The sequence below is a fragment of the Flagellimonas amphidinii genome, assembly GCF_013090115.1.
Taxonomy (GTDB): domain Bacteria; phylum Bacteroidota; class Bacteroidia; order Flavobacteriales; family Flavobacteriaceae; genus Flagellimonas; species Flagellimonas amphidinii.
In genome coordinates this window covers 130,312-156,171 of record NZ_JABFNN010000037.1, presented here as the reverse complement: position 1 = coordinate 156,171, position 25,860 = coordinate 130,312, and the positions used below count along the sequence as shown (strand labels likewise).

Annotated in this window: 29 protein-coding genes; 18 read left to right on the top strand and 11 right to left on the bottom strand. The window is 37.0% G+C overall.

The features are described from left to right. Positions 1-24: 24 nt before the first annotated feature. The 5 genes from HJC33_RS11535 to HJC33_RS17250 all read right to left on the bottom strand — a co-directional run bounded on the left by HJC33_RS11535 (position 25) and on the right by HJC33_RS17250 (position 6,957). Complete coding sequence (locus HJC33_RS11535) at positions 25-2,982, bottom strand: hybrid sensor histidine kinase/response regulator transcription factor (protein WP_171658975.1); 2,958 nt, start codon at positions 2,980-2,982, stop codon at positions 25-27. A gap of 72 nt (positions 2,983-3,054) precedes the next feature. After that, positions 3,055-4,092 (bottom strand): hypothetical protein, encoded by a 1,038-nt coding sequence (locus HJC33_RS11530; RefSeq protein WP_171658974.1) that lies wholly within the window; start codon positions 4,090-4,092, stop codon positions 3,055-3,057. 6 nt (positions 4,093-4,098) lie between these two features. Then, complete coding sequence (locus tag HJC33_RS11525) at positions 4,099-5,685, bottom strand: hypothetical protein (protein WP_171658973.1); 1,587 nt, start codon at positions 5,683-5,685, stop codon at positions 4,099-4,101. A 19-nt stretch (positions 5,686-5,704) separates the two neighbouring features. Further along, positions 5,705-6,328, bottom strand: coding sequence for a collagen-like protein (locus tag HJC33_RS17255; RefSeq protein ID WP_216366692.1), 624 nt, complete (start codon positions 6,326-6,328; stop codon positions 5,705-5,707). An 11-nt stretch (positions 6,329-6,339) separates the two neighbouring features. After that, positions 6,340-6,957 carry a collagen-like triple helix repeat-containing protein gene (locus HJC33_RS17250; protein WP_216366691.1) on the bottom strand — a complete coding sequence of 206 codons (618 nt, stop codon included), beginning with the start codon at positions 6,955-6,957 and terminating at the stop codon, positions 6,340-6,342. A 496-nt stretch (positions 6,958-7,453) separates the two neighbouring features. Between HJC33_RS17250 and HJC33_RS11510 the strand changes: the two genes are divergently transcribed. The 12 genes from HJC33_RS11510 to HJC33_RS11455 all read left to right on the top strand — a co-directional run bounded on the left by HJC33_RS11510 (position 7,454) and on the right by HJC33_RS11455 (position 18,073). After that, positions 7,454-8,683, top strand: coding sequence for a site-specific integrase (locus HJC33_RS11510; protein ID WP_171658972.1), 1,230 nt, complete (start codon positions 7,454-7,456; stop codon positions 8,681-8,683). A gap of 40 nt (positions 8,684-8,723) precedes the next feature. Beyond that, positions 8,724-9,032 carry a helix-turn-helix domain-containing protein gene (locus tag HJC33_RS11505; RefSeq protein WP_171658971.1) on the top strand — a complete coding sequence of 103 codons (309 nt, stop codon included), beginning with the start codon at positions 8,724-8,726 and terminating at the stop codon, positions 9,030-9,032. A gap of 4 nt (positions 9,033-9,036) precedes the next feature. Next, complete coding sequence (locus HJC33_RS11500) at positions 9,037-10,161, top strand: hypothetical protein (protein WP_171658970.1); 1,125 nt, start codon at positions 9,037-9,039, stop codon at positions 10,159-10,161. Continuing rightward, complete coding sequence (locus HJC33_RS11495) at positions 10,139-10,327, top strand: hypothetical protein (protein WP_171658969.1); 189 nt, start codon at positions 10,139-10,141, stop codon at positions 10,325-10,327. The genes HJC33_RS11500 and HJC33_RS11495 overlap by 23 nt, the downstream gene beginning before the upstream one ends. A 409-nt stretch (positions 10,328-10,736) precedes the next feature. Continuing rightward, on the top strand, positions 10,737-11,732 hold the full coding sequence (locus tag HJC33_RS11490) for a pentapeptide repeat-containing protein (RefSeq protein ID WP_171658968.1): 996 nt from the start codon (positions 10,737-10,739) through the stop codon (positions 11,730-11,732). A gap of 149 nt (positions 11,733-11,881) precedes the next feature. After that, positions 11,882-13,684: an AAA family ATPase gene (locus HJC33_RS11485; RefSeq protein WP_171658967.1), complete on the top strand. Its 1,803-nt coding sequence runs from the start codon at positions 11,882-11,884 to the stop codon at positions 13,682-13,684. Between the two features lie 166 nt (positions 13,685-13,850). Further along, positions 13,851-14,075 (top strand): hypothetical protein, encoded by a 225-nt coding sequence (locus HJC33_RS11480; protein WP_171658966.1) that lies wholly within the window; start codon positions 13,851-13,853, stop codon positions 14,073-14,075. 20 nt (positions 14,076-14,095) lie between these two features. Then, entirely contained in the window at positions 14,096-14,674 is a 579-nt protein-coding gene (locus HJC33_RS11475) for a hypothetical protein (protein WP_171658965.1), read from the top strand. A gap of 62 nt (positions 14,675-14,736) precedes the next feature. Further along, a complete protein-coding gene (locus tag HJC33_RS17365) occupies positions 14,737-15,681 on the top strand; it encodes a hypothetical protein (protein ID WP_246245537.1) in 945 nt (314 codons plus the stop codon). Positions 15,682-16,078: 397 nt separating this feature from the next. Further along, positions 16,079-16,897, top strand: coding sequence for a hypothetical protein (locus tag HJC33_RS11465; RefSeq protein ID WP_171658964.1), 819 nt, complete (start codon positions 16,079-16,081; stop codon positions 16,895-16,897). A 7-nt stretch (positions 16,898-16,904) separates the two neighbouring features. Next, positions 16,905-17,651: a C1 family peptidase gene (locus HJC33_RS11460; protein ID WP_171658963.1), complete on the top strand. Its 747-nt coding sequence runs from the start codon at positions 16,905-16,907 to the stop codon at positions 17,649-17,651. Positions 17,652-17,830: 179 nt separating this feature from the next. Beyond that, the gene (locus HJC33_RS11455; protein ID WP_246245536.1) at positions 17,831-18,073 is read left to right on the top strand and encodes a hypothetical protein; all 243 of its coding nucleotides are present in this window, start codon (positions 17,831-17,833) and stop codon (positions 18,071-18,073) included. 38 nt (positions 18,074-18,111) lie between these two features. On the opposite strand, the gene HJC33_RS11450 is transcribed toward HJC33_RS11455, so the two are convergent. The 6 genes from HJC33_RS11450 to HJC33_RS11425 form a co-directional block, all read right to left on the bottom strand. Then, on the bottom strand, positions 18,112-18,435 hold the full coding sequence (locus HJC33_RS11450) for a hypothetical protein (protein ID WP_171658962.1): 324 nt from the start codon (positions 18,433-18,435) through the stop codon (positions 18,112-18,114). Then, a complete protein-coding gene (locus HJC33_RS11445; protein ID WP_171658961.1) occupies positions 18,436-19,194 on the bottom strand; it encodes a ParA family protein in 759 nt (252 codons plus the stop codon). A gap of 32 nt (positions 19,195-19,226) precedes the next feature. Continuing rightward, positions 19,227-19,574 (bottom strand): hypothetical protein, encoded by a 348-nt coding sequence (locus HJC33_RS11440; protein ID WP_171658960.1) that lies wholly within the window; start codon positions 19,572-19,574, stop codon positions 19,227-19,229. Positions 19,575-19,657: 83 nt separating this feature from the next. Then, positions 19,658-19,999, bottom strand: a complete 342-nt coding sequence (locus tag HJC33_RS11435) for a hypothetical protein (RefSeq protein ID WP_171658959.1) — start codon at positions 19,997-19,999, stop codon at positions 19,658-19,660. Between the two features lie 146 nt (positions 20,000-20,145). Further along, positions 20,146-20,358, bottom strand: coding sequence for a hypothetical protein (locus HJC33_RS11430; protein WP_171658958.1), 213 nt, complete (start codon positions 20,356-20,358; stop codon positions 20,146-20,148). A 3-nt stretch (positions 20,359-20,361) separates the two neighbouring features. Next, entirely contained in the window at positions 20,362-22,446 is a 2,085-nt protein-coding gene (locus tag HJC33_RS11425; RefSeq protein ID WP_171658957.1) for a type IA DNA topoisomerase, read from the bottom strand. Between the two features lie 152 nt (positions 22,447-22,598). Between HJC33_RS11425 and HJC33_RS11420 the strand changes: the two genes are divergently transcribed. The 6 genes from HJC33_RS11420 (at position 22,599) to HJC33_RS11395 (ending at position 25,584) form a co-directional block, all read left to right on the top strand. Continuing rightward, a complete protein-coding gene (locus tag HJC33_RS11420; protein WP_171658956.1) occupies positions 22,599-22,856 on the top strand; it encodes a type II toxin-antitoxin system HicA family toxin in 258 nt (85 codons plus the stop codon). Continuing rightward, entirely contained in the window at positions 22,841-23,194 is a 354-nt protein-coding gene (locus tag HJC33_RS11415) for a type II toxin-antitoxin system HicB family antitoxin (protein ID WP_171658955.1), read from the top strand. The genes HJC33_RS11420 and HJC33_RS11415 overlap by 16 nt, the downstream gene beginning before the upstream one ends. Positions 23,195-23,372: 178 nt before the next feature. After that, a complete protein-coding gene (locus HJC33_RS11410) occupies positions 23,373-23,633 on the top strand; it encodes a hypothetical protein (protein WP_171658954.1) in 261 nt (86 codons plus the stop codon). Between the two features lie 261 nt (positions 23,634-23,894). Then, a complete protein-coding gene (locus HJC33_RS11405) occupies positions 23,895-24,206 on the top strand; it encodes a hypothetical protein (RefSeq protein ID WP_171658953.1) in 312 nt (103 codons plus the stop codon). A gap of 3 nt (positions 24,207-24,209) precedes the next feature. After that, entirely contained in the window at positions 24,210-24,776 is a 567-nt protein-coding gene (locus HJC33_RS11400) for a cysteine hydrolase family protein (protein ID WP_171658952.1), read from the top strand. 121 nt (positions 24,777-24,897) lie between these two features. Further along, positions 24,898-25,584 (top strand): hypothetical protein, encoded by a 687-nt coding sequence (locus HJC33_RS11395; protein ID WP_171658951.1) that lies wholly within the window; start codon positions 24,898-24,900, stop codon positions 25,582-25,584. Positions 25,585-25,860: the final 276 nt, after the last annotated feature.

The window sequence follows — 25,860 nt, the reverse complement described above, 5'->3', positions numbered from 1 at the left end:
ATTCGTGTTTATTACTACCCACCACTAATTGTCCATATATTCAGACGGTGAGCAGCCAAAATGCTGCTTAAAAGCTGTGGAGAAATAAGCGGGTTGGTTAAAGCCAACGGCATAACCCACTTCAGAAATATGGGTATGGCCATCCTTTAGCAACTTTGCCGCCATTTTTAACCGCTGGACCCTAATAAATTCTGAGGCAGCATAACCGGTCAGAGCCTTTAGTTTTCTATGCAGGTGCATCCGGCTTAGGCCCACCTGATCACAAAAGGATGCCGTATTGAATTCAGAATCGGTCAGATTATCATCTAAAATCTGCTGTATTCTTTTGAGCAATAGGCTGTCTGGGTCCGTAAGTTCAATTTCCTGTGGTTTAAGTATAACCTGCTTGTTCAACTTCTCACGTATAGCTTCGCCAGTAGCCACAAGTCGCTTAATGATTACCCGTAATTTTTCCTCTTTAAAGGGTTTTACCAAATAGGCATCCGCTCCCGCTTTAAAGCCCGTAAGTTCATTTTCTTCCCCAGACTTTGCTGTCAATAAAATAATGGGGATATGGGAAGTCCTTTCATCATTTTTCAGCACATTACTCAACTGGATTCCATCCTTAACAGGCATCATAATATCAGAAACAATCAGGTCTGGAACTGCTTTAAAGGCAACCTTAATACCTTCTTCACCATTTGGGGCCTCCAAAATTTGATATTCTTTTTTGAACAAGGTTTTAATGAAAAGTCTAATCTCTTCATTATCGTCTATAACCAACATCACAGGAAGGTTGTTATCTTCAAACTCGGCAATAGGCTCATCTAGAGCAATGGATTCTTTTTCTGTACTTTCAAAATTTCCTTCATACTTCTCGGCCATTACCATATCTTCATTGGAAAATGCACCCTTGGCTACGGGCAACGTAACGGTAAAAAGAATGGTACCACTATTAAGTTTTGAAGCCACAATACTTCCTTTTGAAAGATGTACCAATTCCTTCACCAAAGAGAGGCCAATACCCGCACCTGGGTTGAGCATATTGTTCTGATAAAAACGATCGAACAGTTGGGGGAGTTCGTTTTCTGATAGCTCCTCATTCTCATTGGTTACGGTTAGGGTCATTTGTTGGTTTTTCAACTCGGCATTAAAACCTATGGTTCCTCCCTCCTTATTGTACTTGATGGCATTGGACAAGAGATTGGCCACCACCTTTTCCACAATATCCCGATCAAACCAGGCTTCACTGGGCACCATGACCTCTCTCTTAAAAACCATCCCTTTGCGTTCGGCTTGATATTGGAAAGGTTCTACCAAATACTTAAGAAAAAGTTCCAAATTACCTTTAGAGACCATTAGTTTCCTATGCCCCACCTCAATTTTGGAGAGTTCCAACAACTGGTTAACCAAATTCAATAATCGATTGGCATTACGCTGTATCAGGTTTAAATCGGTTTTATCATCCGTAGATAAACCATCTTTAGAAAGTTGGTGTGCCACCGGCCCGGAAATCAAGGTGAGCGGTGTTCTAAACTCATGGGAAATATTGGCAAAAAACTTGGATTTGGCAGATTCCAGTTCCTTCAACCTTTGGTTGGTTTTCTGCTTATTCCTAAAAAGAAAAAACAAGGTGCCAAAAGCAAGCCCTAAAATCAATAAGCCCAGTGTTAGCAAATTCCTTTGATTTTTAGACTTTTGCGCTGCAAGTTGTGATTGGGAAGTCAGAAGCTCAATTTCCTGTTGTTGTTTGTCCGTTTGGTATTTTTTATTGAGTTCTTCAACCTCCAACTCATTTTGTGACTTTTGAATGCTTGCCTCCAATTCCATTTTTTTTTCAAGGGCATTCAATGCATTCTTATAATCGTTATTGTCTTTGTAAGCACCATAAAGTCCTTTATAAATATTGAATAGCTGAAGGTCCTTAGCGTCATTGCCATCATTCTCTTGCAATAGTTCCAAAGCATTTTTAAAATGGGAGACAGCCTTCTGATGCTGTTTTTTATGCGAGTATAGGTCTCCCAAACCTATTTGGTTTAAAACTTTTATAGATTTGTCCTGTGACGCTTCCGGCATTGAAGAAACCTTTATCAGGTATAACTCAGCGTTCTCAAAATCATTTAATTGCAGGTAGCAACTACCTAATCTGCCATAAATATGCCCAAGCATATTTTTATCACCATATTCTTCATAATACTTTTTGGCTTTCAACAAATGGTTAATTGCAACCTTGTCTTCTTGAAGAAAATCGTAGTAGGTGGCCAAGGCCACATCTCCATAACGAGCTCCTTCTTCGAGTCCCAACCCTTCATATATCTCAATGCTCTTTTTAATGTAATCAACCGCTTTCGGATTTCTAAGCTCGGAATAAATCATTCCTATATTGTTGTAGGCTGCCGCCAGAGATTTATCAACCTTATTTTGGGATGTATAAATGGAATCCAGTTTAAGATAATAGGTGAGTGCTTCTGGATATGCTGTCTGTATAAAATTTTGATTGCCCAATAAGATGTATATGGATGAAAGTATTCTCCAATCATCAGTTTGTTTTGCATTCTCCAAAGCCATATGTGCATACTTGGCTGAAAGCGAATCATTTCTTCTGACATTATAAATGACACCTATTTTCTTATAACAATCTGCCAAATACAATTTGTTTTGCAGCTTTTCAGCTATTGTGGAGGCTTTTTCGATATGATAAAAAGCACTATCAATATCAGATTTGGCAAAGTGATAACGACCGCTCAATGAATGATATAGATACTGACCATCGATATAATTATTATTTTCCGAAATACGTTTGATGTTTTTGCGGTAGTGGTCAGCAGAATCTGGCGAAGTATAGAGGTAAGCCACAAAAAGCTGCTCATTCAACCCAACGGATTCCTCAACGTTCTTGGTGTCCGTCAATAATTGTCTTAGAGAATCAACCCTATTTTTAGCTTGGCTCCAAGACACTGAAAGACCAATGAAAAGAAAAAATATGAACGCTATTTTTTTCATTTAAGATTGATTCACAAAAAGATACAAAAACCGAACTAATGACATGATTAAACTATTAAAAAAACCACGAATTCATCGGTAATAGGTCAAATAACCGGTAGATGGAAACTCAGAAGGGCAAGTCCCCGACGTTTCCCGTACAACACGCAAAGTACCATCTGCCTGTAATTGAAAATAGAAATAGCCCCCAGAACCTACTTCATAACAATGTTCCAAGGTCACCTCTTCGGGATCTGCATAGGTTGCATCACCAAGGGAAACCCTATACACATTGGTTTCTGTTCCACGGATTATCTTGACCGTTCCGTTCAATGCCGTGGCTACTACAAGGGGAGAATATCGGGTCTGCCCATAGTAAGGGGTCACTACTTCATCGGTGTCGAACCAAGGTCCGGCAATGGTCCCAGCCCTTCCTCTTGGCCCCCTACAATCCAAAGGTTGTGCAAGTGGCTTTGGACCAAAGAGGGCATACATTTGGTTTTGCAGATCAGATGTATAATAATCGTAGGGACAGGTTGAATATCTAAAAGTTTCTACTGGATGGAAGCGATCGTTGTTCAGGAAATTTTGAGATCGTTCACCGTGGTACACCCCAAAATCAAAACTTTTGGCCTGCGCTGTTCCAGATGTCGTTCCCATCAAATCACCTGCCGAAAGTTTTAGGAGGGAGGGCGCATAAGGGTCGAACAGCCCCATTTGATTATTCACGACCAAGTTTTGAATGGATTGGGCAGGATTGGTGATGTGCGAAAAACGGACCACCACTTCACAACTGGCCCTTGAGACAATTTGATAATCTATCCCGTCGTATGTCACATTGATCACATCCATATCCGTAGGAGCGTAAATGGGCACTTCGGTCACCTCCTGTTTTATAAACACATAGGTATGCCCTACAAAGTTATGGGCTATCTGTACCTCGCCCAAGGGCTCTATATGGTCTATATCCTCCAAATCTGTAAACGAGACCGTAAACGTTGCATTGGGGTTAGAACCTGTTTCGCATGCCGACAATGGCAATGGCCCATTACCTTCATCGTTTCCACACCCATGAATCGCAAAACATAGAATCACAAGCACAAAATATTTTAACTCACCTGCAATTTTCATAACGTATTACCTTTTGACAACAAAGGAATTGGATTTATCCGTAAACCGATACAACCGTTGGTCATTGGAACCTTTTTTACAAAAATCACCGGAACTTTGATTTCCTTTGAATGTCTCGATATGCAAATAATTAAGGTTCCAGTTGTCACCCCCCATACCCCCTTTAAAGGTTGTTTGGAGAACTACCTGACTGATTTCGGAAATGGAATTGACCGGGTAATTGAGCTCCACATCCAAAGAAACTGTAGTGTTGTCTTTCCAGCGTGTACCCTTATTCACATTTTTTACCGTTTGGCGCCTTCCGCTTTTATAATGTATCACGATGTTTAAATTATCATTGCCTCCCCTAAGGTCATCATCTCCTGTACGAATTCTGAACCGAAGTTTATCAATAGGCTTTGTTGAAGGCACAGTTTCAGCTTTAGTGGGCATTGAGGTTGTTGCACCCGTCGCAATAGACCTTGTCTGTGGTGGTCTGCTATTGATCACGGCCAAAAAAGTCTTGTCTTTTCCAGTAAAACGTTTTAATGGGGCACCCCTCTTATCATAGACTTTCCTATTCCTATTGAAACCTTTAACATGTATCCGCAATACATCCAAATTGAAATTGTCGTTTCCGGAAATTGTATTTAACTGTACAGATTTAATCGCATTCAAAGGAACAGGCTTGCGCAATGGTATTGTTATATATTGCGAATAGTCATCTATCCATTTGTTTCCTTTGTTCACGTTATAAACCCTTTGCTGAGTTCCATTATGATAAAAAATGGTGAGGTTTAGATTGTCGTTCCCTCCCCTAAGGTCATCCTTGCCAACGCCAAATTCAAAAACCAGTTCGTGAATATTACCATCGTTGGGATAATCCTTCAATGAGGTTCTTAGCGGAGTTTTTGCGCGATATTTCTTATCCACAAAATAGGTTCTCCACCGCATATGTGGTTCTTTCTCGTAATAAAAAACCTCGTCCTTAAAATTGGGTATTAGGGTCATAATTTTATTGGGATAGTTAGGGTCGTAAGTATAGATTTTCATTTTGCGTTTGTATGCTCCATTGGCCAAATCCTGGGCTGTTCCAAAATCATAGCCAATTGCCAAAACCTGATGATTCCCTGGGTCAGATTCTTTTTCCCCAACACTTTGCAAGCCCAAAGGCACAGGTTGTCTTCTATTAATAAAAGAACGTAACTCATTGATCCTGCTACCCTTCTTGTTTTCTACTCCCCAATTGAAGAATTCGCTATTACGAGCTCCTTCTATATTGAACCCTATTTCTGCCCATTTGTCCAGATTGGAAGTCAGTGACGTTACCTGGCGATCATAGAGGTATTTCTGTAATGGACTCCCCTCTGTAGGTCTGATCGTGGTTTTTGGTGTGGAAATACCTCTTGCATAATAATAATCCAAGGCGGAGTAGGACATTCCTCCACAAAGCCCTCCGGTTCTCCAATCAATTGCATCTATAAAGATGTTCTTAAAACTATTATCAAATTTAAACCCATGCAGTTCTGGCTTAAATGATGTCATTTTTTTGGTCTGGCCCCAAATAGGACTTACCAAAGTGCAAAAAAGAAAGAATCCTATTAATTTTTTCATTTTAATTGATTTGAATGATTTAATCTGGAAGGTTATAAAAAGCCTTTACAGCCTCGTAGTTGGAATAATCCAACTTTCCGGATTGGGCACTTTCTGGTATCAACACATACCGAAACCTATTACCTCTGGAACCTGAGTACTGAAATTCAGTTAAATCCACCCCGTTGGTACTTAAAAGAGTTACGGTTATGCCATTTAACGTTATCCCATTATTTCCAAACGTATAGGAATACCATGTATTGGACCAACGGCCGGCATTCGGCATAGGATAAATACTAGAAGTCCCCCATTGTTGTAGATAGACAAACACCAAGGTTTTATTCCTAAGCTCAATATTGTCTATCTCCGTGACCAGAAGGTTCATTACCTTTGCTCTAGGGTCGTCTTGAACATTCCAATCGGCATCTATCCAATTGGAAAAGATTACATTGGCATTGCCATCCTGTCCATCTGTTCCATCCTGTCCATTGACTCCTTGTGGGCCTTGTTCTCCCTGAACGCCCTGTTCTCCTTGAGGGCCTTGAATGCCCTGTTCGCCTTGAGGACCTTGGGATCCGGTTTCCCCATCTTCCCCGCTGCAGGAGGCAAAGAAAATGGCACATAGTAACGTAGCTCCGAATTTAAAAAAATTGTGAGGTTTCATATGGATAAGTTTTATGGGTTAATTCCTAAGTATTCCACTACTTCTTTATAGCTCATTTTGGTAAGGTCTATGCCACTGTTTTTGTCAGATGTTGATGCGGGCCCAACAATCATATATCTAAATTGGGTCTCTGGCCCTAGATATTCCTCAGCTTCCACATTCCGACCATACGATTGCACCTGGATGAACAATCCGTTCCCAGATATCCTATTCTGTATAGTTAGCTCCATACTTCCAGTGTTGCTCAATAGATATAGCGGTAAAAGTTCTATTGTGGTAAGTGCTGGACTTGGCTGGTATCTTCGATACACCAAGAATACATGATTTTCAATTTCAAAATCCGTTAAGATCAAATCGGGAATTCTGTGAAATTTGAAATTGGACAGGTCTGTGTCCCAGGTATTAATTTCAAACCATCCGGAGGAAATTACAGTAGAATTGGCATCAATTCCATCAACACCATCCTGTCCATCAGCTCCTGCAGGACCTTGCTCTCCTTGCGGCCCTGTAGGCCCCTGTTCTCCCTGTTCCCCTTGCGGACCAATGGCACCATCTTGTCCATCTTCTGCTGAGCAAGCCAATAAAAGGCTCATCGCGCACATTAACATTAACTTCAAAGTGTTTTTCATGATTTTCAACTTTTTATGAGTATTTAATTTTCCGAAATAAAAAGGGGGGGGGAACTCAAAAGTTTTAATCTTCCATTGAAGGATTGTAAAAACATGCTTCGAAATTAACAGTGGGGTTTAGGACTAACTTTCCAGTATGTAACAAGTCCTTTTTGAAATGTAACAAAGGCAGAAAAAATGGTGCCGAAAGTAGCAGGTAGGTACGTTTTGAAAGGAAAATACGTAAAGACCAAAAACAAACAACCCAGCTAAAGCTGGGTTGTTTTCTTAATCTTTTGTTGGCCTACAAGGACTTGGGAAATGCTAAAATGCAATTTATCATATTGTAACTAGCTTTATATCAAATCACTACAATTGCATTTGAAAATTTAAAAATAATTTTCATAGCTTTATGTTAAGTGTGCGACCCACTTTATGTCCCACCAAAAGTTAGCATTCAACCTCTTTAATCATAGTTAAATTAAACCTATTGTAAATAGGTTAAATCAGGTTGAATGTGGAGATAATTTTTTCATTAAGGACAGATGCGATCAATAGTAAGGGATTTGCCCCGGTCCGAATCAATATTACCGTAAACTCTCAACGTATCCGCAGAAGTGTTCCCAAGGTAAGGGTGAACCCTGAGGATTGGGAAAACCAAAGAGTAAGACCCAACACAAAATCGGAGCCATACAATTATCACATTGAGTACAATATCATTCTGGACGGCCTTGAGCACAAGGTCAAGGAATTATATCGTATGAGCCTGATCTCAGGGGAATTGCTCCGCCATCAAGATATTTTGGATTGCTTGGACGGCAAGGCTTCCAAACCTATGGCTCCAGATATTTTTGAAGCTATGGATGAATTCTTGGAGACCCATCGGGCAATACGGGCAGTGGGCACTCTAAAAAAATACAACGCCAGCAAGAACTTTATTAGAGATTTTGAGCGTGCAAAAAACTACAGATTGAATTTTGAGCGGGTGGACCAAAAATTCCTGGAGAATTTTCGGGATTACGCATTTCTGGAAAGAAAAACGCTTAACAACTATTATGGAAAATTGATCGCTTTCCTCAAAACTTTTATGACCTGGTCTATGGAAAGAGGTTACCATAGTAATACAGAATTCAAAAAGTTCAGGACGATAAGTGAGGATATTGAGGTTATTTATCTGACTATGGACGAGCTGATGTCACTATATGGCCATGAGTTTAACTCGAGACGGCTCTCCATGGTAAGGGACCTCTATTGTTTTGCGTGTTTTACGGGTCTTCGTTTCTCAGATCTGAAACAGCTTCGTTCGTCCAATATCTATAAGGAATATATCCGCCTTACGATACAAAAGACCAAGAGCCTTGATCACAAAATTCCGTTGAATAAACTTGCCAAGGGCATCTTGGACAAATATAAAGGAACCATATACGAACCGATACCCCGGATCTCTGGTCAAAAATTCAATGAGTACATCAAGGAATGTTGCGAAATTGTCGGGATTGACCAACCCACAACGATAACTAGGTATGTAGGCAACCGCAGAGTGGACAGAACCTGTCCAAAATATAAATTAATCACAAGCCATACCGCCAGAAAAACCTTTGTGACAAACAGTCTGATATTGGGTATGAACGAACGGGTGCTCAAGAACATCACGGGACACAACGATGATGCTTCTTTTCGCAAATACCTCAAAATAGCTGAAGATTTCAAATCAAATGAAATGATCAACACATGGGATAAAATTTAAATCATAAAACATCATATAATCAAATTTAAAACTCGTCAAAATGAAAGGAGACAAAACCGTTCTCTATGCCTTCTCCATGCAGGATTTGGAGCGTATAGTGGAAAACGTAATCGACAAATTAAGAAAGACCGAACTCATTGGAGAGTCCCCGATAGCCCCGGAGGAGGATAGGCTTTCCCAAACAGAGGCCGCAAATCTTCTGGGCATAACCGTACAGAGCCTTATCGCTTGGAAGAAAAAAGGCCTGGTCCCCTATTATCAGATCAATCGTTCAATTTTCTATTCCAAAACGGAACTATTGGAAATTTGCAGAAAAAATCCCGCACTGGTAAAACTTCCAAGAAACTAGGCCCATGGAAAAATCAAAGAAAGTATTGCAGCCCATGCGATTTGTGGATGCCTATTGTGATTTCACACCGGTTCAAAAAGATTTCATCATGTTGGTCCAATATATGACCAGTAAACAAAAGGAGATTGTGAACGACTTCAAAATCGACCTTAAGCCTTATTTTTTGGCAAAGGGGTTGAATGTTTCGGCCATCAGGCCACACCATTACAAGGAGGTTACCGATGATCTGATGAAGTCAAAAGTCACCTTTAAGTACCACAAGGGAGATAAGTTGTATTCCATTTACAATCTTTTTAGCAGATGCGTGGTAGATGAAACACTTGCCCTTCAAATCTCGATTATTGATGATGTACTGCCACTGTTCTACATCAATAAATTGGAGGAGGGCCATTTTCAGGACAATCGTTTGGTCAAGGAACTCTATCAACAGAGCTATCCGGATTATGACAGATATATTTCCTACCTACCAAAGACCTTTGTTGATTTTGGGGAAAGCCAGACCAAAAAGCTTTTTGAAAAATTGCTACAGTTCAGGAGGCTGCAAAAGCATACTTATGAATTTGCCAAAAATGAGCTGTATTTAATGCTGGGCTATGGGTTTTTAAGGGATAAGGACGAAGATACCGTACAAAAGCAAATCTTTAAGATTGTTGGCCAGGAGTTCATCCAGACCTCGTATAAGGGGGTTGATGGGTGGAAAAATTTGCGGGCAAAATTGAACAAATGGCTAAAAGAAATTTCCGAAAATAAGGACACGGGTATAACGATAATTAAAAATGGGAGGAACTATTTTACAACTAAGGGAAAGCCCATTAGGAGCATCTTTATTGAGGTGGAATATGATGACGCGCTTTTGATTTTTACCGAGGAACGGCAAAAAGCCTATGATTATCTAAAACGATATGGTCTATCTGAAAAACAATTGATAAGGATTGTCTGCAACTTTGATTATCGAACAATTGTTCGAAAAATAACAGAAATGGTAGTCGCCAAATCGGATGCGCATGGGAAACGATATTATGGGGACAATAGAACCCCGGACGATAAAATGATTAAAAATGTTCCAGGGTTCATTTATGGAGTTGTGTTCGAATTCGGAAAACGATTTGAGCAAGCAGATGGGATGTGAACATAGAATTGGAGAAATAACCGTTCGTTATATTCCGTCAATAAATAGGATTCTGGTCGTCAATGATAATGGCATAAAATTCTATACCAATGATTTTGGAATCGTTAGGGATTACATCCAAAAACAATCATCAAAAAGACAATGCAAAATCGATTATGAAACCTGATTTTGAATCCTTGTGATTAAAAAATGAACTGCAGTAATAGTGCTACTTTAAATTGTAGATGTTTCCTTATGGTTAAATATTGTTTATTGAGGGAAAACCATTAAAAAACTAAGGTTTTTCCGCAAAAACATTTAAGGGAATTTATCTACATTTAACCACTTCCCCAATTCTAGAGAGAGCATTTTAGAAAGAAACGTATTTCAGATTCTTAATGATATATGTTCAATTCTATGACTATGAAATTTTAACAAAAGTAACTTTATCCGCCATTTTGGTAGTTATGTTAAAACATTAACAGACCTAACCATAACTACCCGAATTGTCGAGTTATAGTTTATGTAATGGATATTTTAAAGGACAAACTTTTATACAAACGTTGTGCCTAATACAAATTATCGATTGAATAAAAATGAAAATTAGAATAGTAAAAATTATACTAACTATAATCTTGACTTTCTCTGGAGTTATAGGATTACTATTCAAATTCAAAAATGAAGAAGGTACTTTAACTTATTCCGGTTACGTAGGATTAATACTTATTATAATTGCTGGATTAATTCATATCATACTTGAAGTCCTTGAAAATTCAAAGGATAAAAAAGAAAAACATCTAGCCGAAATTGCTAGAAAAGATAATTTGCTTCGAGACTTGCACAGTCCAGTTAACGAGGTGGCTAATAAAGCTGTTCATGAATTAAGAGCATTAGGAAAATTAACTGGAGAAAAATCTTGGGTAAGATTCGCTAAACTTGGAGGTAAAGCTGACTTATCCAAAGCAAGACTATATGACACGAATTTTGAAGGAGCCAGATTACATGGTGCGAATTTATCAAAGGCTGACCTTAGAAATGTAAATTTTAAGAGTACAGATTTGACTGGAGCAAACCTGTTTGAATCAAATATTGTAAATGCAAAGTTTGATGAAAACACTATTCTACCTGATGGTACTCAGTGGAATTTTGAGGTTGATATGTCTAAGTATATTAATACAGACAGTTGGACGAAAAAGAATAATTGGCTAGAACAAATTGATGTAGTTAAAGAATCGTTAGATTTAGAACAATTGCTTAAACAAAAAACCACAGTCCGAAATGTAATTTTATATTTAAATCATCAATTCCCAAACTCTGAAATTGAAATAGCTGAAGATGAGTTACACTTCTTAAGGCATTGGAAGGCTTTAATAGAATCAGGTTACGAAACGATAAGTGACGTACATGACTTACTATACAGAACCGAAAAAGCTCGGCAATGGGTTTGGGAAAATAGAAAACCACCATATTTGATAATCTATATATCATATTCTATTGCGCTGGAAAATCCAAAACATATGAATCTAACTCATTGGACAAAAGACACTATAGAAAAAGTCAATTTGGCACGAAAAGAGTTTTTTAACATCTAAGTACTAGGCACAACAAAGTGTATAAATAATAGCGATTTAAGTGATAAAATGAGAATATAAATATAAAACAAAAGGTCTGTGCTAAACTGAAAAGTTAGTGAGTAAAAATCCGCTACTACTCATACACGAGACCGTTAGGGGCAATACGAATGAAACTACATAGATTTAAAATACAGGGATTTAAGCGACTTGAGGATATAGAAATTTATCTTGAAGATGCGACATTCTTAATCGGACAAAATAATTCTGGAAAGAGTTCAATACTGAAAGCTATTGGTGTTTTGCTTTCCGCAACCAAAACATTACCAAGTTCAGATTATTACTCGGTTATTGATGAAGAAACTGGAGAAACAAAACCTCAAACAACCAAAGTTATTTTTGAAGCTGAATTTAGAAACCTACCTGAAGAATCAAAGACTTGGAGAGGATTTAAAGGAAGAATTTTTGAGTACGAAAGTGAAACTGAAACAGGGCTTTCAGTTACTTACAAAAAAACCTATGAATTAGGCAAAGATGTAGTTATAGAGTTTAAATCAAAAATTCGAAACCTAAAAGCGGAATTTGAAGACTGTAAAAAGCCACAAGATTACATAGATAAGGGAATTTTGGAAGATGTTATTTCCGATTTTTTTCCAGAATTAGACAAGAACATTGGCAAGAGCAAAGGAGCATTAGAAAAATTAGAGCAACTTGATGAAATATGGGATATAGTTGACGAAGATACTTGGTTTCAAAATCCTGGTGGAATACCTGGTAATGTTTTAAAAATGCTACCAAGATTTTTACTAATTCCAGTTGACACTTCTATGAATGAAATACAAGGAAATACGTCAGGTGTTCTGGGTAAAACATTAAATGAACTTTTTCAAGTAGTAAGAGAAAACTCTGATAATTTCAAAAACGCTCAAGAACATTTAGAAAAACTTGCAAAGGAATTAGACCCAGAAGATGACACATCGGAATTTGGTAAAATGATGACTGATTTAAATTCAGTTCTGACAAAAGTATTTCCTGAATCTCAATTACACGCAACTACAGACTTAAGTGACCCAAATAAAGCATTAAAACCAAGCTTTAATATTGAAATGTCCAGTAACATAAAAACATCAGTTGAAAATCAAGGAACAGGTATGGTTCGAGCTGCGGTTTTTGGTATGCTACGTTTTAGACAAAAATGGCTATCTGAAAGAGAAGATGAACATAATCGCTCACTGATTATTTGTTTTGAAGAACCTGAAATTTATTTACATCCAAGTGCTGCAAATCAAATGAGAGATGCTATTTATGAATTAAGCAGTTCAAATTCTCAGATAGTGGCATCCACTCATTCGCCATTTTTAATTGATATTTCAAGAAAACCAAAGCAAGTATTGAACAGACTTATCCGAAATAAAAAGTCCGTTAAATGCAGTACATTTTCAGTATCAAATGCGTTTTTAGAACTACAAGGAGATGATAAGTCATACGTCAAAATGCTTCTAAAGATTGATGATTATATTTCCAGAGCATTTTATACCAATAATGTCGTTATAATTGAAGGAGACACAGAAGATATTTTAATAAGAGAGTCTTTAGCAAGATTACCTAAAGAAAAGTATTTGAGGATTATTTCAAACTTTGAGGTATTAAAAGCCAGAGGAAAAGCTGCTATTATTGGTTTAGTAAAATATTTAACCTCTATGGGCATTAAACCTATTGTTGTCCACGATAGAGATAATGGAATCGAAGGAGCTGTAAAGTTTAATCAACCCATTAAAGATGCTGTAGGTACAAATGGCAGAATCGTTGAGATGCACGAAAATGTTGAAGATGAAATTGGATATCAAGCGAATTACGAAAAGCCATTCAAAGCTTTCGAGCAGACTCAAAATTGGGGAGATAACTGGGAAGATATTCCAGAAAATTGGCGGAATAAAATGATTGAGATTTTTGGTAGTTACATTTCAGAATAAGTACTGCCCCTAACATTGTATAAAAATAATAGCGGTTTAATCGCTTAAACGAAAATGCATTTTATAAATCAAACAACAGTAACAAACCGAAAAGTAAGTGCATAAAATCCGCTACTATTCTTATACGTTACCGCTCAATGCAATATAACCCTAACGAAAACTAAATATGAATCAAAAAAAACTTGGTATTATTCTAATTTCTTCATTGACTTTAAATAGTTGTACAAAAGGTGAACCCGAAGGAATTTCATTAGTATTTACTATTGTACTTGGAATTATTTTTGTTATTGCAGCATTTAGAACAATGTTTGCTGAAGATGAGGAGAATCAGTCAGTAAGTGGAATTGTTGGACTAGTTTGTTTAATCGCAGCATTATTGATATTGGCATAATCACAATAGAAAGTAATTAAATGGGAGGTTGGGGTAGTTTAATAGAAAATTCTTGGTCCAGTATAACAATAACAGCTATAATCTGTTCAATTGCAGCACTCATCACGATTTCTAAAACTGTTCGTTCTTTTATATATTCATTGATTTCCTCTAAGCCAAATATTTCGGGTAAATGGTTGCTTATAATTTATGACGGTCAAAAAAAAGTATATAAAGTTGATGAATATCAAATTAAACAAATTGGAAATAAGATATCAGGAAAAATCAAAAGAATCTATTCAAGTGAGAATACAAATCAAGAATTTTTAAGAAAATATACTTTTAAAGGCTTTTTTTTCAATAGCGAAGTTTTTTATGCTTTTAAGCCAAATAATATAGCTATAAGAAGCTATGGAGTTTGCGACCTCAAAATGAAAGGCGATTTAGAGTTTACAGGATATTATTACGTTCCTATCGATAAACAAGGAAGGAGAAAAAAATACGACATTAAATTAACTAGATTAATTAAAGAAATTTACGAAATCGAGAATTTCAATCAAGCTAATCTAGCTCAAAGTTTACTTAAGTTACCAGTAAATAAGAGGCTGAAAAGTAAATAAAGTACTGCATTGAACAATGACTATTTAGCCTTCCCTAAAAATAAGACAGTATAAAACCAAACATGTCCAAAGTAAAATATTACTACGATCCAGACACCTTATCTTATCGAAAGATAGAACCAAAGAAATCCAGAAAGTATAGAAACGCATTCATATTCCTTCTTATTAACTTTTCATTCTTGTTTTTAGGGTATCATCTTGCATACCATAATAAATTTCCACACCATGTAATTTGGGGGAATGGAAAAATGGTGAAACACAAACTTCAATTTGCCCATACTTCGCTTCAAGGCCTTGATAACACACTATCGTCAACACAACAACATATAAAAGAAATAATAAAGTTCAATGAACAACTAACAAAGTCTCTCCATCAAAGTAAACGGAAAGTTCAAAATTTAGAGAACAACGTTAAGAATTTAAATACTAAACTAACAGTTACTAAATATGAGTTAAACAAGGAGATAGAACTTAAGGACATCCTTATAGAGACTCAAGAAAAAACCTTGCAAGAGCTTAGACATAAAAGTGATAGCACGGAAGTTGAAATAGACAACCTTGAAAACGAGGGGGCAAAATACATATCTACCTATACTAAGTTATATGACAAAAAGAATAGGAATGAAAAAATCATTTACACCGTATTAGGGGTACTGCTAACCCAGTTAATCAACTATATCGTTAACAAACGAAATTCAAAAAGGAGAGAAGAAAAAGCATATAGAGAAGCTAAGTTCAATAAAAAAATATTTGAAGATGGCTTTGAAAGTGTAAAAGAACAATGGGCAATTGAACTGACAGAAACAAAAAAAGAATTGAAAGAAAAAGAGTCTTCCTTCACAACATTACAATTACTTTTTAACAATTCAGAAAAAATAATCGTGAGGTTATGTTTGGTTTTAATCAAATTGAAACACCCTATCCATCAAAATAAAGAAGCAACAATAAAATGGCCAGAAAATGAAAGAAAATTATTTTACCAAATAATAGAAAGACATACAGCATAAAATCCCAAACAGATAATAGCAAAAAACCATTAAAAAGGGGCATATACTATTCAAAACTAGAAATATTAAAGAAAACCCCCAGAAAAAGTAAGGTTATTGTTTAATTGAAATAACAGGAAACTTACTACCTTGTAATCACTTCCCCCCTATACTATCAGGCTTTAAAAGATTTAATCAAAGATGGTTGATGATCATCAAAACTTATGTTTTGTCTGCCCAATCTATGGTATACATTTAACATAGTTGCACTCCATTAAACGAAACTAAAATGGCAATAATAAAAGCAGTGCTCTAAGAACAATAAATAGTTGGAGCAGGGATTATAATGGGAAAACGATGAAAGAAATTAGAGCTGTACATACAGAATAATTGAAATAAATAATAAAAGCACAATAAAATGGCAGGAAACAATTCTACAGAGCACATTAACGAGGTAATGAACAATAATGTAGCCGAACAAACAAATGTAGCTGAACAAGAAGAGGCTATAACCAAATTGAATCTAAGAAGTCATACAGCTTATATCGATGCTGACCCTTACATTGCAAATCCTTATGCTTTATTGGGAATGGTACTTCAGATAAGAAAAGTCAATGACAACTGTCCGGATAACCTAGCTGACCCAAATTACCAATTTGAATTTACCCCATTCCCCATTAAAAGAACCGTTGATGAATTATCTAAATTGTCAACTCCTAAACTGAGGAGTTCAATAGTTGTAGATGAACAACTTGCTGCAAACGTTTCTTTCTTAAGTTACTTAAGTGCAGAATTATCCTCCGAAAATTTCTTCTCGTTAATGATTTTTGACCAAGCTGCAGGTGTAATTAATCAACATCATCCTGACTGGCCTTCAAATGTAAGACAATGGAAACAAGACAATCAAGATTTATTGAATGATTCTCAAATCTGTTATCTATTTGCCATCTCCGGATTTGTTCAGAAAAACATTGTCCGAAAAAAATACAATAAATTTAATGCTGGTGCAAAGGGAGGTGCTTATGGCCTAAATATTGGTGGAGAGTTGGCAACTTCTACTGAAGAATATTCTTTAGATATTAAGTTTGGTATAAATCCCATTGTCCTTAAAAGACCCACAATATCAAGTCCTGCAGAAGTAGCCAACCTAATAGCGACACCTACACTTGAAGAAAACAAATTATTTGAAGGGTTAACCGGCAGCACATTTCGAACTCTAACAAAACTCACAAAATAAATGTAATATGGAAGAAATAGACTTGTCAAATTATTGTCCTAATTCCATATCTCAATATCGTGCCACATGTTATGCTTATGCTGTAGTATATACAGCTTTAAGTGCTGAATTCAATATCAGAAACAATATATCAGACAGAGAATTAATCAATAAAAACTATTTTTCTTCAGGTATCGTAGCCAGTAAGAATAATTCAAATCTGCCTCTATTTAAAAAAAGTCCTTATTGTGGAAGATCTGGTACAGCAAAAAAATCATTGGATATATTAAAAAGTACTGGGACAGTCTTCAGCAATGAATACGATTGTAATTGCAAAAGTTTTTCAAAAATAAAACGACGGGTTCCCAGAAATACTAAATGGCACAAGATTTCCGGTTATAGTAAACTGGAAATAAACAATAAAATGAGTGAGGATAAAAAAAACTGGATTATTTCTGCACTTATTGAAAAGCATCCCGTAATTATTGGATTATACCAAAATAGTTTTTTTAAGAATATTAAAACTGAATTTTCAACTGAAGAATTTTTAGATGAAGAAACGAATAGAATTATAACCTCAAATTCAGGAGGTACATCTAACCATGTTGTTTGTATTGTTGGATATAATTCACAATATAGGGACGATAGAGAATATTTTTTAGTGAAGAACAATTACACTACCTGGGGCATAAATAATGGTTATTCATGGATTCCAGCAACATTTCTTATGCCTTTGATTCACGAATCATATTTTATTGAAGGAATTGTCGAATAAAACAATAAGAATCACCCTTTTCCATTCTGATTGAAACAAGCGAAAAATATCATTATTTAATAATCAGTATTTATTAAGTTTAACAAAAATCAAGCTTGATTTAAAATGAATCAAATCAGAGAAATTCTATAAGACAACCAAGTCTTGAAGATTTATACAAGATAGCTGATATATTAAATGTGAGTGTATCTGATTTACTAATTGACAATAAGAAAGAATTGAATGAAAAACTTCAAAAGCAGGCAAAAGCGAATAAAATGGATACGTTTAAATATGCCTTTGAGGATATGTTTATGACCAAACTAATTGGACGAATGGACCAAAATCAAGACATATTTGAGAAAATATTGGAAGACAAAATCTTCGGTGACTTGGTGAAAGAATTAATGATGAAAAAGATATACCGAAAGATGAATGAATAAGCCAACATATATAACTGGCTAAACAAATTATTACAGACTCACTTCTTCAAAATAGAATCAGCGTTAATATATTCCAGAAATTCCGCATACTTTTTTTCCTTTTTAGGAAAATCCATTTCCTTGGCCAATAGCTCCAGGGCCTCACGAATGATGCTGCCCTGGGAAATCGACTTCACCCCTGGAGTGGTCAGTTCCTTGATCTTTTGGATTTTTTCGAGCAGCACTTTGGTAGAAACATCGTCCCTTACCGAAAAAGTATGCTGCGGCTCTTTTTTGGGTTTTCTTCCGGGCTTTCCCTTTTCCCGTTGGGGCTTGTTGGGTTTGTTTCCCCTATTTTCTGGCAATAAATCGTTTAATCCCATTTAACCGTATTTTTTTATTTTTTGTAAAACCTCTTTTCCGAACTTGGTATAATCGATTGCTCCATGGCTTTTTTGGTCATACTCAAAGATGGTCTTACGGTTATGTTTCAATTGTGACTTTTCTATGGCCGTATTCCTTCTGATCTTTGTTTTGAACAGCGCACTTTCCCAATCATTCTCCTTTAGGTTCTTTGAAATGCTCTTGCTGATGTTCAACCGTTCATCAAAGTGCGTAATCAAAAGACCCAAAAGCGCAAGGCTTTCATTTAGGGAGTCCCTGACCCCGCTAATGAACTCTACCATGATATGTACCCCATCCAAGCTAAATTGCGTCGCTTGGACGGGAATAATGACATAATGCGCTGCAGTAAGCGCATTGACCGTAACCAAGTTCATATCCGGTGGACAATCCAATAAGATGTAATCATAATCCCCTTTTATTTTAGCAATGGCCTTTTTGAGAATCGTCTCTCTGGCCAATTCATTTTGTATCAAAAGGTCTACCCCCGCAAAATCAATGGAACTTGGAACCAAGTCTATGTTTTTCCCCACCTTATAGACCTGAAAAGGTCTTTTCAAAAACATATCGTTCACCGTTGTTTCGGCCCCTTCCATTCCAAAAAAAAGGGAAAGGTTGGCCTGTTTATCGCAGTCGATGACCAGCACTTTATGTTTTTTTGCGATAAACGCAGCAAGGTTGATACAAGTGGTTGTTTTTGCAACGCCACCTTTTTGATTACTAACAGCAATGATTTTCATATACAATATATATAATATTTAGAATATATAAACTAACTCTGTATCGGAAGCTCTTCCAATAACATCAATCTGGCGTTTTCATAATACAAGGTAACATCCCTTTCCAATCCCTTTGAGTTGGGAACCGAAAAATTATTCAAATCATTTCTGGAGGTATCGAAGAAACCAAAGAAAATCTTTTCATCATCAGGGGTGAGAAGCACAAACATATCTTGTTCTTCCTCTAGACATATCAGTGCCAATTTAGTAAGTAGTCCATAGCCCAGTGATTCATCACATAAGGCTTTCACCTTATCGGTTATGGCAATTCCAACATTACCAAAAGAGTTGAATATTAATGGCGTTGTAGGATTTGATTCGGGTTGTTCATTGGGATTCATAGTTGACGAATTTTAAATTAATGAATATTTGACATATTTAAAATAACAATATATATCATATTATATATATAATATTTTATTTATTAAAACAATGAAAGCTGTAATTTCTTGATTTCCATCGTTTTTTCATGCTCTAGGTAGCATTTCCATTGCTTGGATTTGCTTTGAACATCTAAGCCTTTAAGAGTGTATTCAAAAGGGTCTGTACCCTCCAGTTCCCCATCAAGTACCCAATGGGAGCGATACCCAGTTTCGGTAATAGGAAGTGGTTCATCGGCCCTAACCTCCAAATGGGAAACATTGGCACTTTCAAAATAGTTAGGCTGATAAACCACCGTAATTGCGATGCCGTTCCAACGACCTTTATAGGTGTGCACTTCTTTATCATCTTTATAAGAAATAATGGGTTGTTGTGGATTGTCCATACTAAAGATTTAAGGGTGGATTTCATTTGCAGCGTTTAGAAAATTTTGGATGTAAAAGCAATGATCTATGGAAATTGCGCAACAGCAAAAATTTTCAGCTTTGCAAAGGTGAAATAGTACCCGCTTTAAGATGGGCCAACAACCCACTATAAAGCAAAAGACCACTTGGTCATTTCAGCAGGGACAATAACCGGAAACTCGGTAAATAAGCCCGCCAATTCAGTTCTGTTCTTTTGGTCATAGTGCAGTGCCCTGCATTTAAAGCAAACACCTTGCCCCGTATCCAGGTCCAGAAAACCGTTCCAAACTATGGAGTTGGGCCTGTTGCCAGGGTTTGAATTACAGTAACAACACTCCATGACCTAATCAAATGAAAATTTCACCTTAAAATCCTTGTCAAGGACCAACTGGGCATCAAAAGATTTGCCTTGCTTACTCTTAAACCCTTTCAGTTTTCGGGTTTCCCTCTTTACCAAAAGGTCAGTAATCTGGATATCGGTCAGCTTTTTGTTGGCAACAACGCTCCAAATGGAAAAATCACATTTCGGCTCTTGGTTCCAGTTGGAGCAATAGGCCCCTTTTTTTCCTTTACGTATCTCCCCTTGTTTGCACTTGGGACATTTCCCATAGCTAAAACTTTTGGAGATCTCATCAGGAGTCTTGATTTGGGACACCTTGGAGGCCGACTCCAAAAGAGAGGGAAAAGTCCTTTTGACGTAAGAACCGATATCCAGCATAAAGTCGGCATACGAGAGTTCATTCCGTTCAATTTGTTTCAGTTTGTATTCCCACTCTCCAGTAAAACCAGGAGAGCAAATATCCAAATCCCCCAAAGCATCAATAAGCCCGCACCCCATATCCGTAGGGATTAGTTTTGTTTTATTTCTCAGGACATATTCCCTTTTGATAAGTGTTTCTATGATGGCCGCTCTGGTGGCTGGTGTACCCAATCCCCTATCTTTCAATCCTTCACGGATTTTGGGGTCACTGACCAATTTCCCTGCCGTTTCCATGGCCCCTAGAAGTGAGCTATCCGAGAACAAAGGCTTTGGTTTGGTTTTCCCTTCGTGAATTTCGATATCGATTATTTTGAGTTGGGTTCCCTGTCGCAACTCTGGCAATACATTTCCGGTATCATCATTTGGCGAAAGTATTCTCCAACCCAATTCGACAATTTGTGTTGAAGAAGCAGAAAATGTATGCCCGTTCAATTCGAAGAACAACTTTCTATTTGCCTTTTTGCAAAGAGGCAGAAAGGTCTGAAAGAAGCGTTGCACGATCATTAGAAAAACGTTCCGTTCATTTTCCTTCAGAATAGATAGATCAATAGACCTCCCGGTGGGAATGATGGCATGATGGTCAGAAACTTTCTTATCATTAAAAACGGGGTTGCCCTCAATAGCAATGTCCTTTTTTAATGTATCCGTTACCACGCCATTTATAGAAAAGCCCTCCAATGTATCAAAGACGGTGGCCACATCCTTTTCTTGGGCATTGGCCAAATACTGGCTGTCGGTTCTAGGATAGGAAACCACTTTGTGTTTTTCATAAAGTACCTGGACCATATCAAGAGTTTGTTGTGCCGTGTAGCCATAGACTTTGTTGACCGTTCTTTGCAAGGTGGTAAGGTCGTACAATACAGGCGGTTTTTCGCTCGACAACGTATCCTCTCTGGTGATTTTAGGGCTTAATGTACCTTTTACATTCAGGAGTATATGCTCCGCAAGCTCTTTTTGTTCAAATTTATCCTCAGACGAAAGCTTCAAAGACACCTCTCCATTTTCCAAACTTAGCATTGGCACATAAAAAGAGGTTGATCTGAACCTTTGATCATCCAAATAGCGTTGCACAATAAGCTTTAAGGTGGCAGTCTGCACCCTACCAATGGACAATGCTTTGTTTTTACCACTGGCCAAGGTAAACCCTTGGGTGAAATTGATACCAACCAACCAATCGGCCTCACTTCTTGCTTTCGCAGCAAAATACAGGCGGTCAAAATCAGCAGCAGGGCGCAAATCCCGCAAACCTTTTTTGATGGTAGCATCGGTTAAATCCGAAATCCATAAGCGTTTGATGGGGATATTGGAAGGAGTATTGGCCAAAGTATGGATATACCTAAAAATGAGTTCCCCTTCTCTCCCTGCATCCGTGGCCACAATAATTTCTGTGGACTCATGGAAAAGAGTTTTGATGGTCTGAAACTGTTTATTTGGCCCAATAGCACTGCTAACATGAAGTTTAAAAGGATTTGGGATGATGGGCAAATAGTCCAGAGACCATTTTTCGTGACCATAAGCAAGGGGCATGGACAAGCCCACAAGGTGGCCAATGGCCCAAGTTACACGATAACCGTTGCCCTCCATATAACCCTCTTTTTTTTGGGATGCGCCAACAATGGACGCAATGGAGAAAGCAACACTAGGCTTTTCAGCTAGAATTGTTTTCATTTTTGACGAGTATTAATTTAAAATTATTTGACAATTAAATATATATAAAAAATATATGACATACAATATTTATAATATATATTTTAAATAAAAAAATTGGAATTTTAAACTGTAACTAAAAAATAGTTACATTAAAATCATTATCTTTGCACATGGGTGAAATTGACAAGCTGACAGAGAAGTTTCTAAGAGCGCCAAAGGACTCGACTTGGGAAGAGCTGGTAAAAATATTGGCACACTTTGGCCTTATGGAACTATCTAAAAAAGGCAGAACAGGAGACTCTAGAAGAAAGTTTGCAGATACAGAAAAGAGGATTGTAAACTTACACAAGCCCCACCCTGGCAACATCGTAAAACAATACGCCATCAAACAGATCATAGAAAAATTAAAATCATGGCAAATTATTTAAATCACAACGGTTATATAGGTTCGGTGGAATACAGCAGTACAGACGGGGTTTTGTACGGCAGTATTATAGGAATAGATGATTTGGTCTCCTATGAAGGAGAGTCCGTAAAGGAGCTTGAAAGCTCTTTTAAAGAAGCTTTGGAAGATTATTTAGAGACTTGCAAAGAAATCGGCAAAAATCCCGATAAGTATTATAAGGGCGCTTTCAATGTAAGGACCACATCAGACAAACACAGGCAATTGGACCATATGGCAAAGCGCAAAAACATGAAATTGAACCAGCTTGTGAACAAGGCATTTGATTATTTGGTTGAGAATGAAGAAAAAGTACTGGACTAAATTTAAAATAGAACATAGTCAATAAATGTATTTTTTGGTTTTTTCTGAGCATTTTGAATTAAATGCATGACTTCAATAAAAAGATTGGTCGCCCTAAAGATTAAGAGCCTTAGAGCCTTTGTATTGCCCGTATGGCGAAGTTAGTCGCCCCGTCGATGCCTCAACAATTATGGCGGGCATGCCAACAAGAGGTTTTTGGAAGCTTGCGACCAAACAAAAAAATCGTGGTGGGTTCCCCTGGCAAGAGGGATTCCCTGTTTTTTTGAAAAACATTGCAGATGTGCATAAGGCAAGCCATTACATTTGCCGTCGATGGGGAGATACGAACCGATACGGATTTAGCAATACAAAAGATGGACTTGCTTTGGATTTTAGAGCAGCTCTTTGCCGTATAGGTCAAAGATTGGCCATGGCGTGTGTTTTTGGTCAAAAACCATGACAAGGGAACCGTAAGGGCAATCGGTAAGAAAACCAAAGCACCGATGCTTATTGAAATTATGCTTTGAGAACAAGAAACCCTGAAAATTTAACAAAAGTGTCTTTATCCGCCATTTTGGTAGTTATGTTAAAATATTAACAAACCTAACCATAACCGCCCGAATTGTAGTGTTATAATTTATTAAAACGGTCATTTCATTTGATGTACCTTTATACAACCGTTAGCAAACATTTTGTAAATCCAATGTATTTTTGAAATAAAATGTCAAGAGTTCAAACCAATATTAAAATCATAAGTCCTGACGGAGGAGATTTTGCCTATTTCACGGACAAAAAAGACTTGTATTCCAAACTTAGCGGTGTAAAAGACGAGTATGGCGAGAATATGGAGTTCATCGAAATCGGACAACACATCCAATTAAATGAGCACACTCTTAAGGTGATTGATATTAATTTGAAATTTGAGAACATTGATATCAAAACAAAGCATATAGAAAAGACAGAAGAATCGATGCCCGAAAACCTGATTATTGAGGTAGTTATAACAGTTGAGAATGTTCCATTAAGTATTTAGGTAATGAAAAATAAAAAAGCTCTTTTGGTAATTGATATGCAAAAGGGTTCTTTCACGCGCAAAACCCCTCGATTTGACACAAACGGAGTCGTAAACCGAATAAATGGACTGGCGGACTTGTTCCGCAAAATGGACTTTCCAGTTTTTTTTATACAACACGATGGAAATGGTACTGGAGAGTTTGAAAAAAACTCTTGGGAATGGGAATTGTTAGACGAACTTAAAATCAAACCGACAGACATTCGACTGGACAAATATGCAAACGATGTTTTTTACAAATCTGGACTTCAGGACAAACTTGCGGAATTGAAAACGCAGAAATTGGTAATTACTGGTTGTGCAACAGATTTTTGCGTAGAATCCACGATTCAATCTGCCCTGACAAAAGATTATGACATAACCGTGGTTGCGGATGGACATACAACGGGAGAAAGGCCTCATTTAAGTGCGGAAAAAGTAATTGAACACTATAATTGGGTGTGGCAAAACATGATTCCAACAAACGGAAAAATAAAAGTGGAAAACTACGCTGGAATAATAAAAACGTTTGCTAACACGGTGTATAATTAATTGCGGTCGGAATTTCCACTTGGAAATTCCTGCAATCAATTATCTTTAAAGTCAGGCGGACATTTTCCGTTGGAAAAGTCCGCAACTAATCATACACATGACCGTTGTACCTAATTGGAGAATGAAGAACAACCAATACTCTAAATATAGTCCTGAAGAAATCTTTGAGATTTTTAAAGAGCAGCACAGGCTAGCAAGTCCTCTTGACCCAATTGCTGATGAGACATTTGAATTGACAAAAGAAACTGTGATTGTTGACCTTCAAGACGCTCAGGACTTACTTCCTTGGCAAGAGTGGACAGAGTGGCTGAACCAATGTTACGGAATAGAAGCAAATAGAGTTGAATGGAAAGAAGTTGTTAAACCAACAACCGAAAAAACTTTGTGGGATGTCTGTCTTTTCATTTCCGAAAGAGCTGAAAAAGAAGAAGTAAAACCAATTAAACTCTTAGGGAATGAATGCTTAAGCTCCGCTGTCTTCCTTACTCTAAAAAAGAATTTAAAAATTAAAGGAGCTAACGTGGACAACTTGAGACCGTCTACCAATATCTCTGAATATTTGGATAATAATGACAACTTTTCTCCTTTACTTGAAGAAGCAACATTAACAGGAGTAAGAACTTTTGAAGAACTGACCTACGGGAAATTGGAAACTGAAAGAAGATTTAAATATTGGATAGATAAGATAATACCTAATGTCATTTACAAACGACCTCTGAAAACTGGAAACTTAGTCACTTTTGGAGATTTAGTGAACAGAATAATTGAAAATAATAAACTAGGTACAACACTGTATATGAAATCATAGCCACCTATCGGCAGGCTACGCTTCATATACTCAACGTTGGCAACAAGCTGAAAAAACGAAATGCTGAAAGGAAAACGAAAACTGATTTTACTAATTGTTATTGTAATTCTGACTTTTATTTTCGGAATGCGATACGAATTGGATTATCGGATTTTGACTCGCAGAACGGTAAAATATTTAGCAGATTACAAACTCGGATTTTATGGTGGAAAGGACTTTCGGATTTTCGAAACTGACATTGCTTTCATTCTGACTTTAATCCCAATCGGATTTTAT

What these genes read in the sequence shown, in the direction of transcription:
- HJC33_RS11480 (WP_171658966.1), top strand. Translation starts at nt 13,851, where the DNA reads ATGAATCAAAAAAAACTTGGTATTATTCTAATTTCTTCATTGACTTTA.
- HJC33_RS11435 (WP_171658959.1), bottom strand. Translation starts at nt 19,999, where the DNA reads ATGGACAATCCACAACAACCCATTATTTCTTATAAAGATGATAAAGAA.
- HJC33_RS11400 (WP_171658952.1), top strand. Translation starts at nt 24,210, where the DNA reads ATGAAAAATAAAAAAGCTCTTTTGGTAATTGATATGCAAAAGGGTTCT.
- HJC33_RS11405 (WP_171658953.1), top strand. Translation starts at nt 23,895, where the DNA reads ATGTCAAGAGTTCAAACCAATATTAAAATCATAAGTCCTGACGGAGGA.
- HJC33_RS11525 (WP_171658973.1), bottom strand. Translation starts at nt 5,685, where the DNA reads ATGAAAAAATTAATAGGATTCTTTCTTTTTTGCACTTTGGTAAGTCCT.
- HJC33_RS11450 (WP_171658962.1), bottom strand. Translation starts at nt 18,435, where the DNA reads ATGGGATTAAACGATTTATTGCCAGAAAATAGGGGAAACAAACCCAAC.
- HJC33_RS17250 (WP_216366691.1), bottom strand. Translation starts at nt 6,957, where the DNA reads ATGAAAAACACTTTGAAGTTAATGTTAATGTGCGCGATGAGCCTTTTA.
- HJC33_RS11475 (WP_171658965.1), top strand. Translation starts at nt 14,096, where the DNA reads ATGGGAGGTTGGGGTAGTTTAATAGAAAATTCTTGGTCCAGTATAACA.
- HJC33_RS11430 (WP_171658958.1), bottom strand. Translation starts at nt 20,358, where the DNA reads ATGGAGTGTTGTTACTGTAATTCAAACCCTGGCAACAGGCCCAACTCC.
- HJC33_RS11485 (WP_171658967.1), top strand. Translation starts at nt 11,882, where the DNA reads ATGAAACTACATAGATTTAAAATACAGGGATTTAAGCGACTTGAGGAT.
- HJC33_RS11395 (WP_171658951.1), top strand. Translation starts at nt 24,898, where the DNA reads ATGAAGAACAACCAATACTCTAAATATAGTCCTGAAGAAATCTTTGAG.
- HJC33_RS11420 (WP_171658956.1), top strand. Translation starts at nt 22,599, where the DNA reads ATGGGTGAAATTGACAAGCTGACAGAGAAGTTTCTAAGAGCGCCAAAG.
- HJC33_RS11425 (WP_171658957.1), bottom strand. Translation starts at nt 22,446, where the DNA reads ATGAAAACAATTCTAGCTGAAAAGCCTAGTGTTGCTTTCTCCATTGCG.
- HJC33_RS11530 (WP_171658974.1), bottom strand. Translation starts at nt 4,092, where the DNA reads ATGAAAATTGCAGGTGAGTTAAAATATTTTGTGCTTGTGATTCTATGT.
- HJC33_RS11445 (WP_171658961.1), bottom strand. Translation starts at nt 19,194, where the DNA reads ATGAAAATCATTGCTGTTAGTAATCAAAAAGGTGGCGTTGCAAAAACA.
- HJC33_RS11535 (WP_171658975.1), bottom strand. Translation starts at nt 2,982, where the DNA reads ATGAAAAAAATAGCGTTCATATTTTTTCTTTTCATTGGTCTTTCAGTG.
- HJC33_RS17255 (WP_216366692.1), bottom strand. Translation starts at nt 6,328, where the DNA reads ATGAAACCTCACAATTTTTTTAAATTCGGAGCTACGTTACTATGTGCC.
- HJC33_RS11465 (WP_171658964.1), top strand. Translation starts at nt 16,079, where the DNA reads ATGGCAGGAAACAATTCTACAGAGCACATTAACGAGGTAATGAACAAT.
- HJC33_RS11410 (WP_171658954.1), top strand. Translation starts at nt 23,373, where the DNA reads ATGCCAACAAGAGGTTTTTGGAAGCTTGCGACCAAACAAAAAAATCGT.
- HJC33_RS11490 (WP_171658968.1), top strand. Translation starts at nt 10,737, where the DNA reads ATGAAAATTAGAATAGTAAAAATTATACTAACTATAATCTTGACTTTC.
- HJC33_RS17365 (WP_246245537.1), top strand. Translation starts at nt 14,737, where the DNA reads ATGTCCAAAGTAAAATATTACTACGATCCAGACACCTTATCTTATCGA.
- HJC33_RS11415 (WP_171658955.1), top strand. Translation starts at nt 22,841, where the DNA reads ATGGCAAATTATTTAAATCACAACGGTTATATAGGTTCGGTGGAATAC.
- HJC33_RS11505 (WP_171658971.1), top strand. Translation starts at nt 8,724, where the DNA reads ATGAAAGGAGACAAAACCGTTCTCTATGCCTTCTCCATGCAGGATTTG.
- HJC33_RS11460 (WP_171658963.1), top strand. Translation starts at nt 16,905, where the DNA reads ATGGAAGAAATAGACTTGTCAAATTATTGTCCTAATTCCATATCTCAA.
- HJC33_RS11500 (WP_171658970.1), top strand. Translation starts at nt 9,037, where the DNA reads ATGGAAAAATCAAAGAAAGTATTGCAGCCCATGCGATTTGTGGATGCC.
- HJC33_RS11440 (WP_171658960.1), bottom strand. Translation starts at nt 19,574, where the DNA reads ATGAATCCCAATGAACAACCCGAATCAAATCCTACAACGCCATTAATA.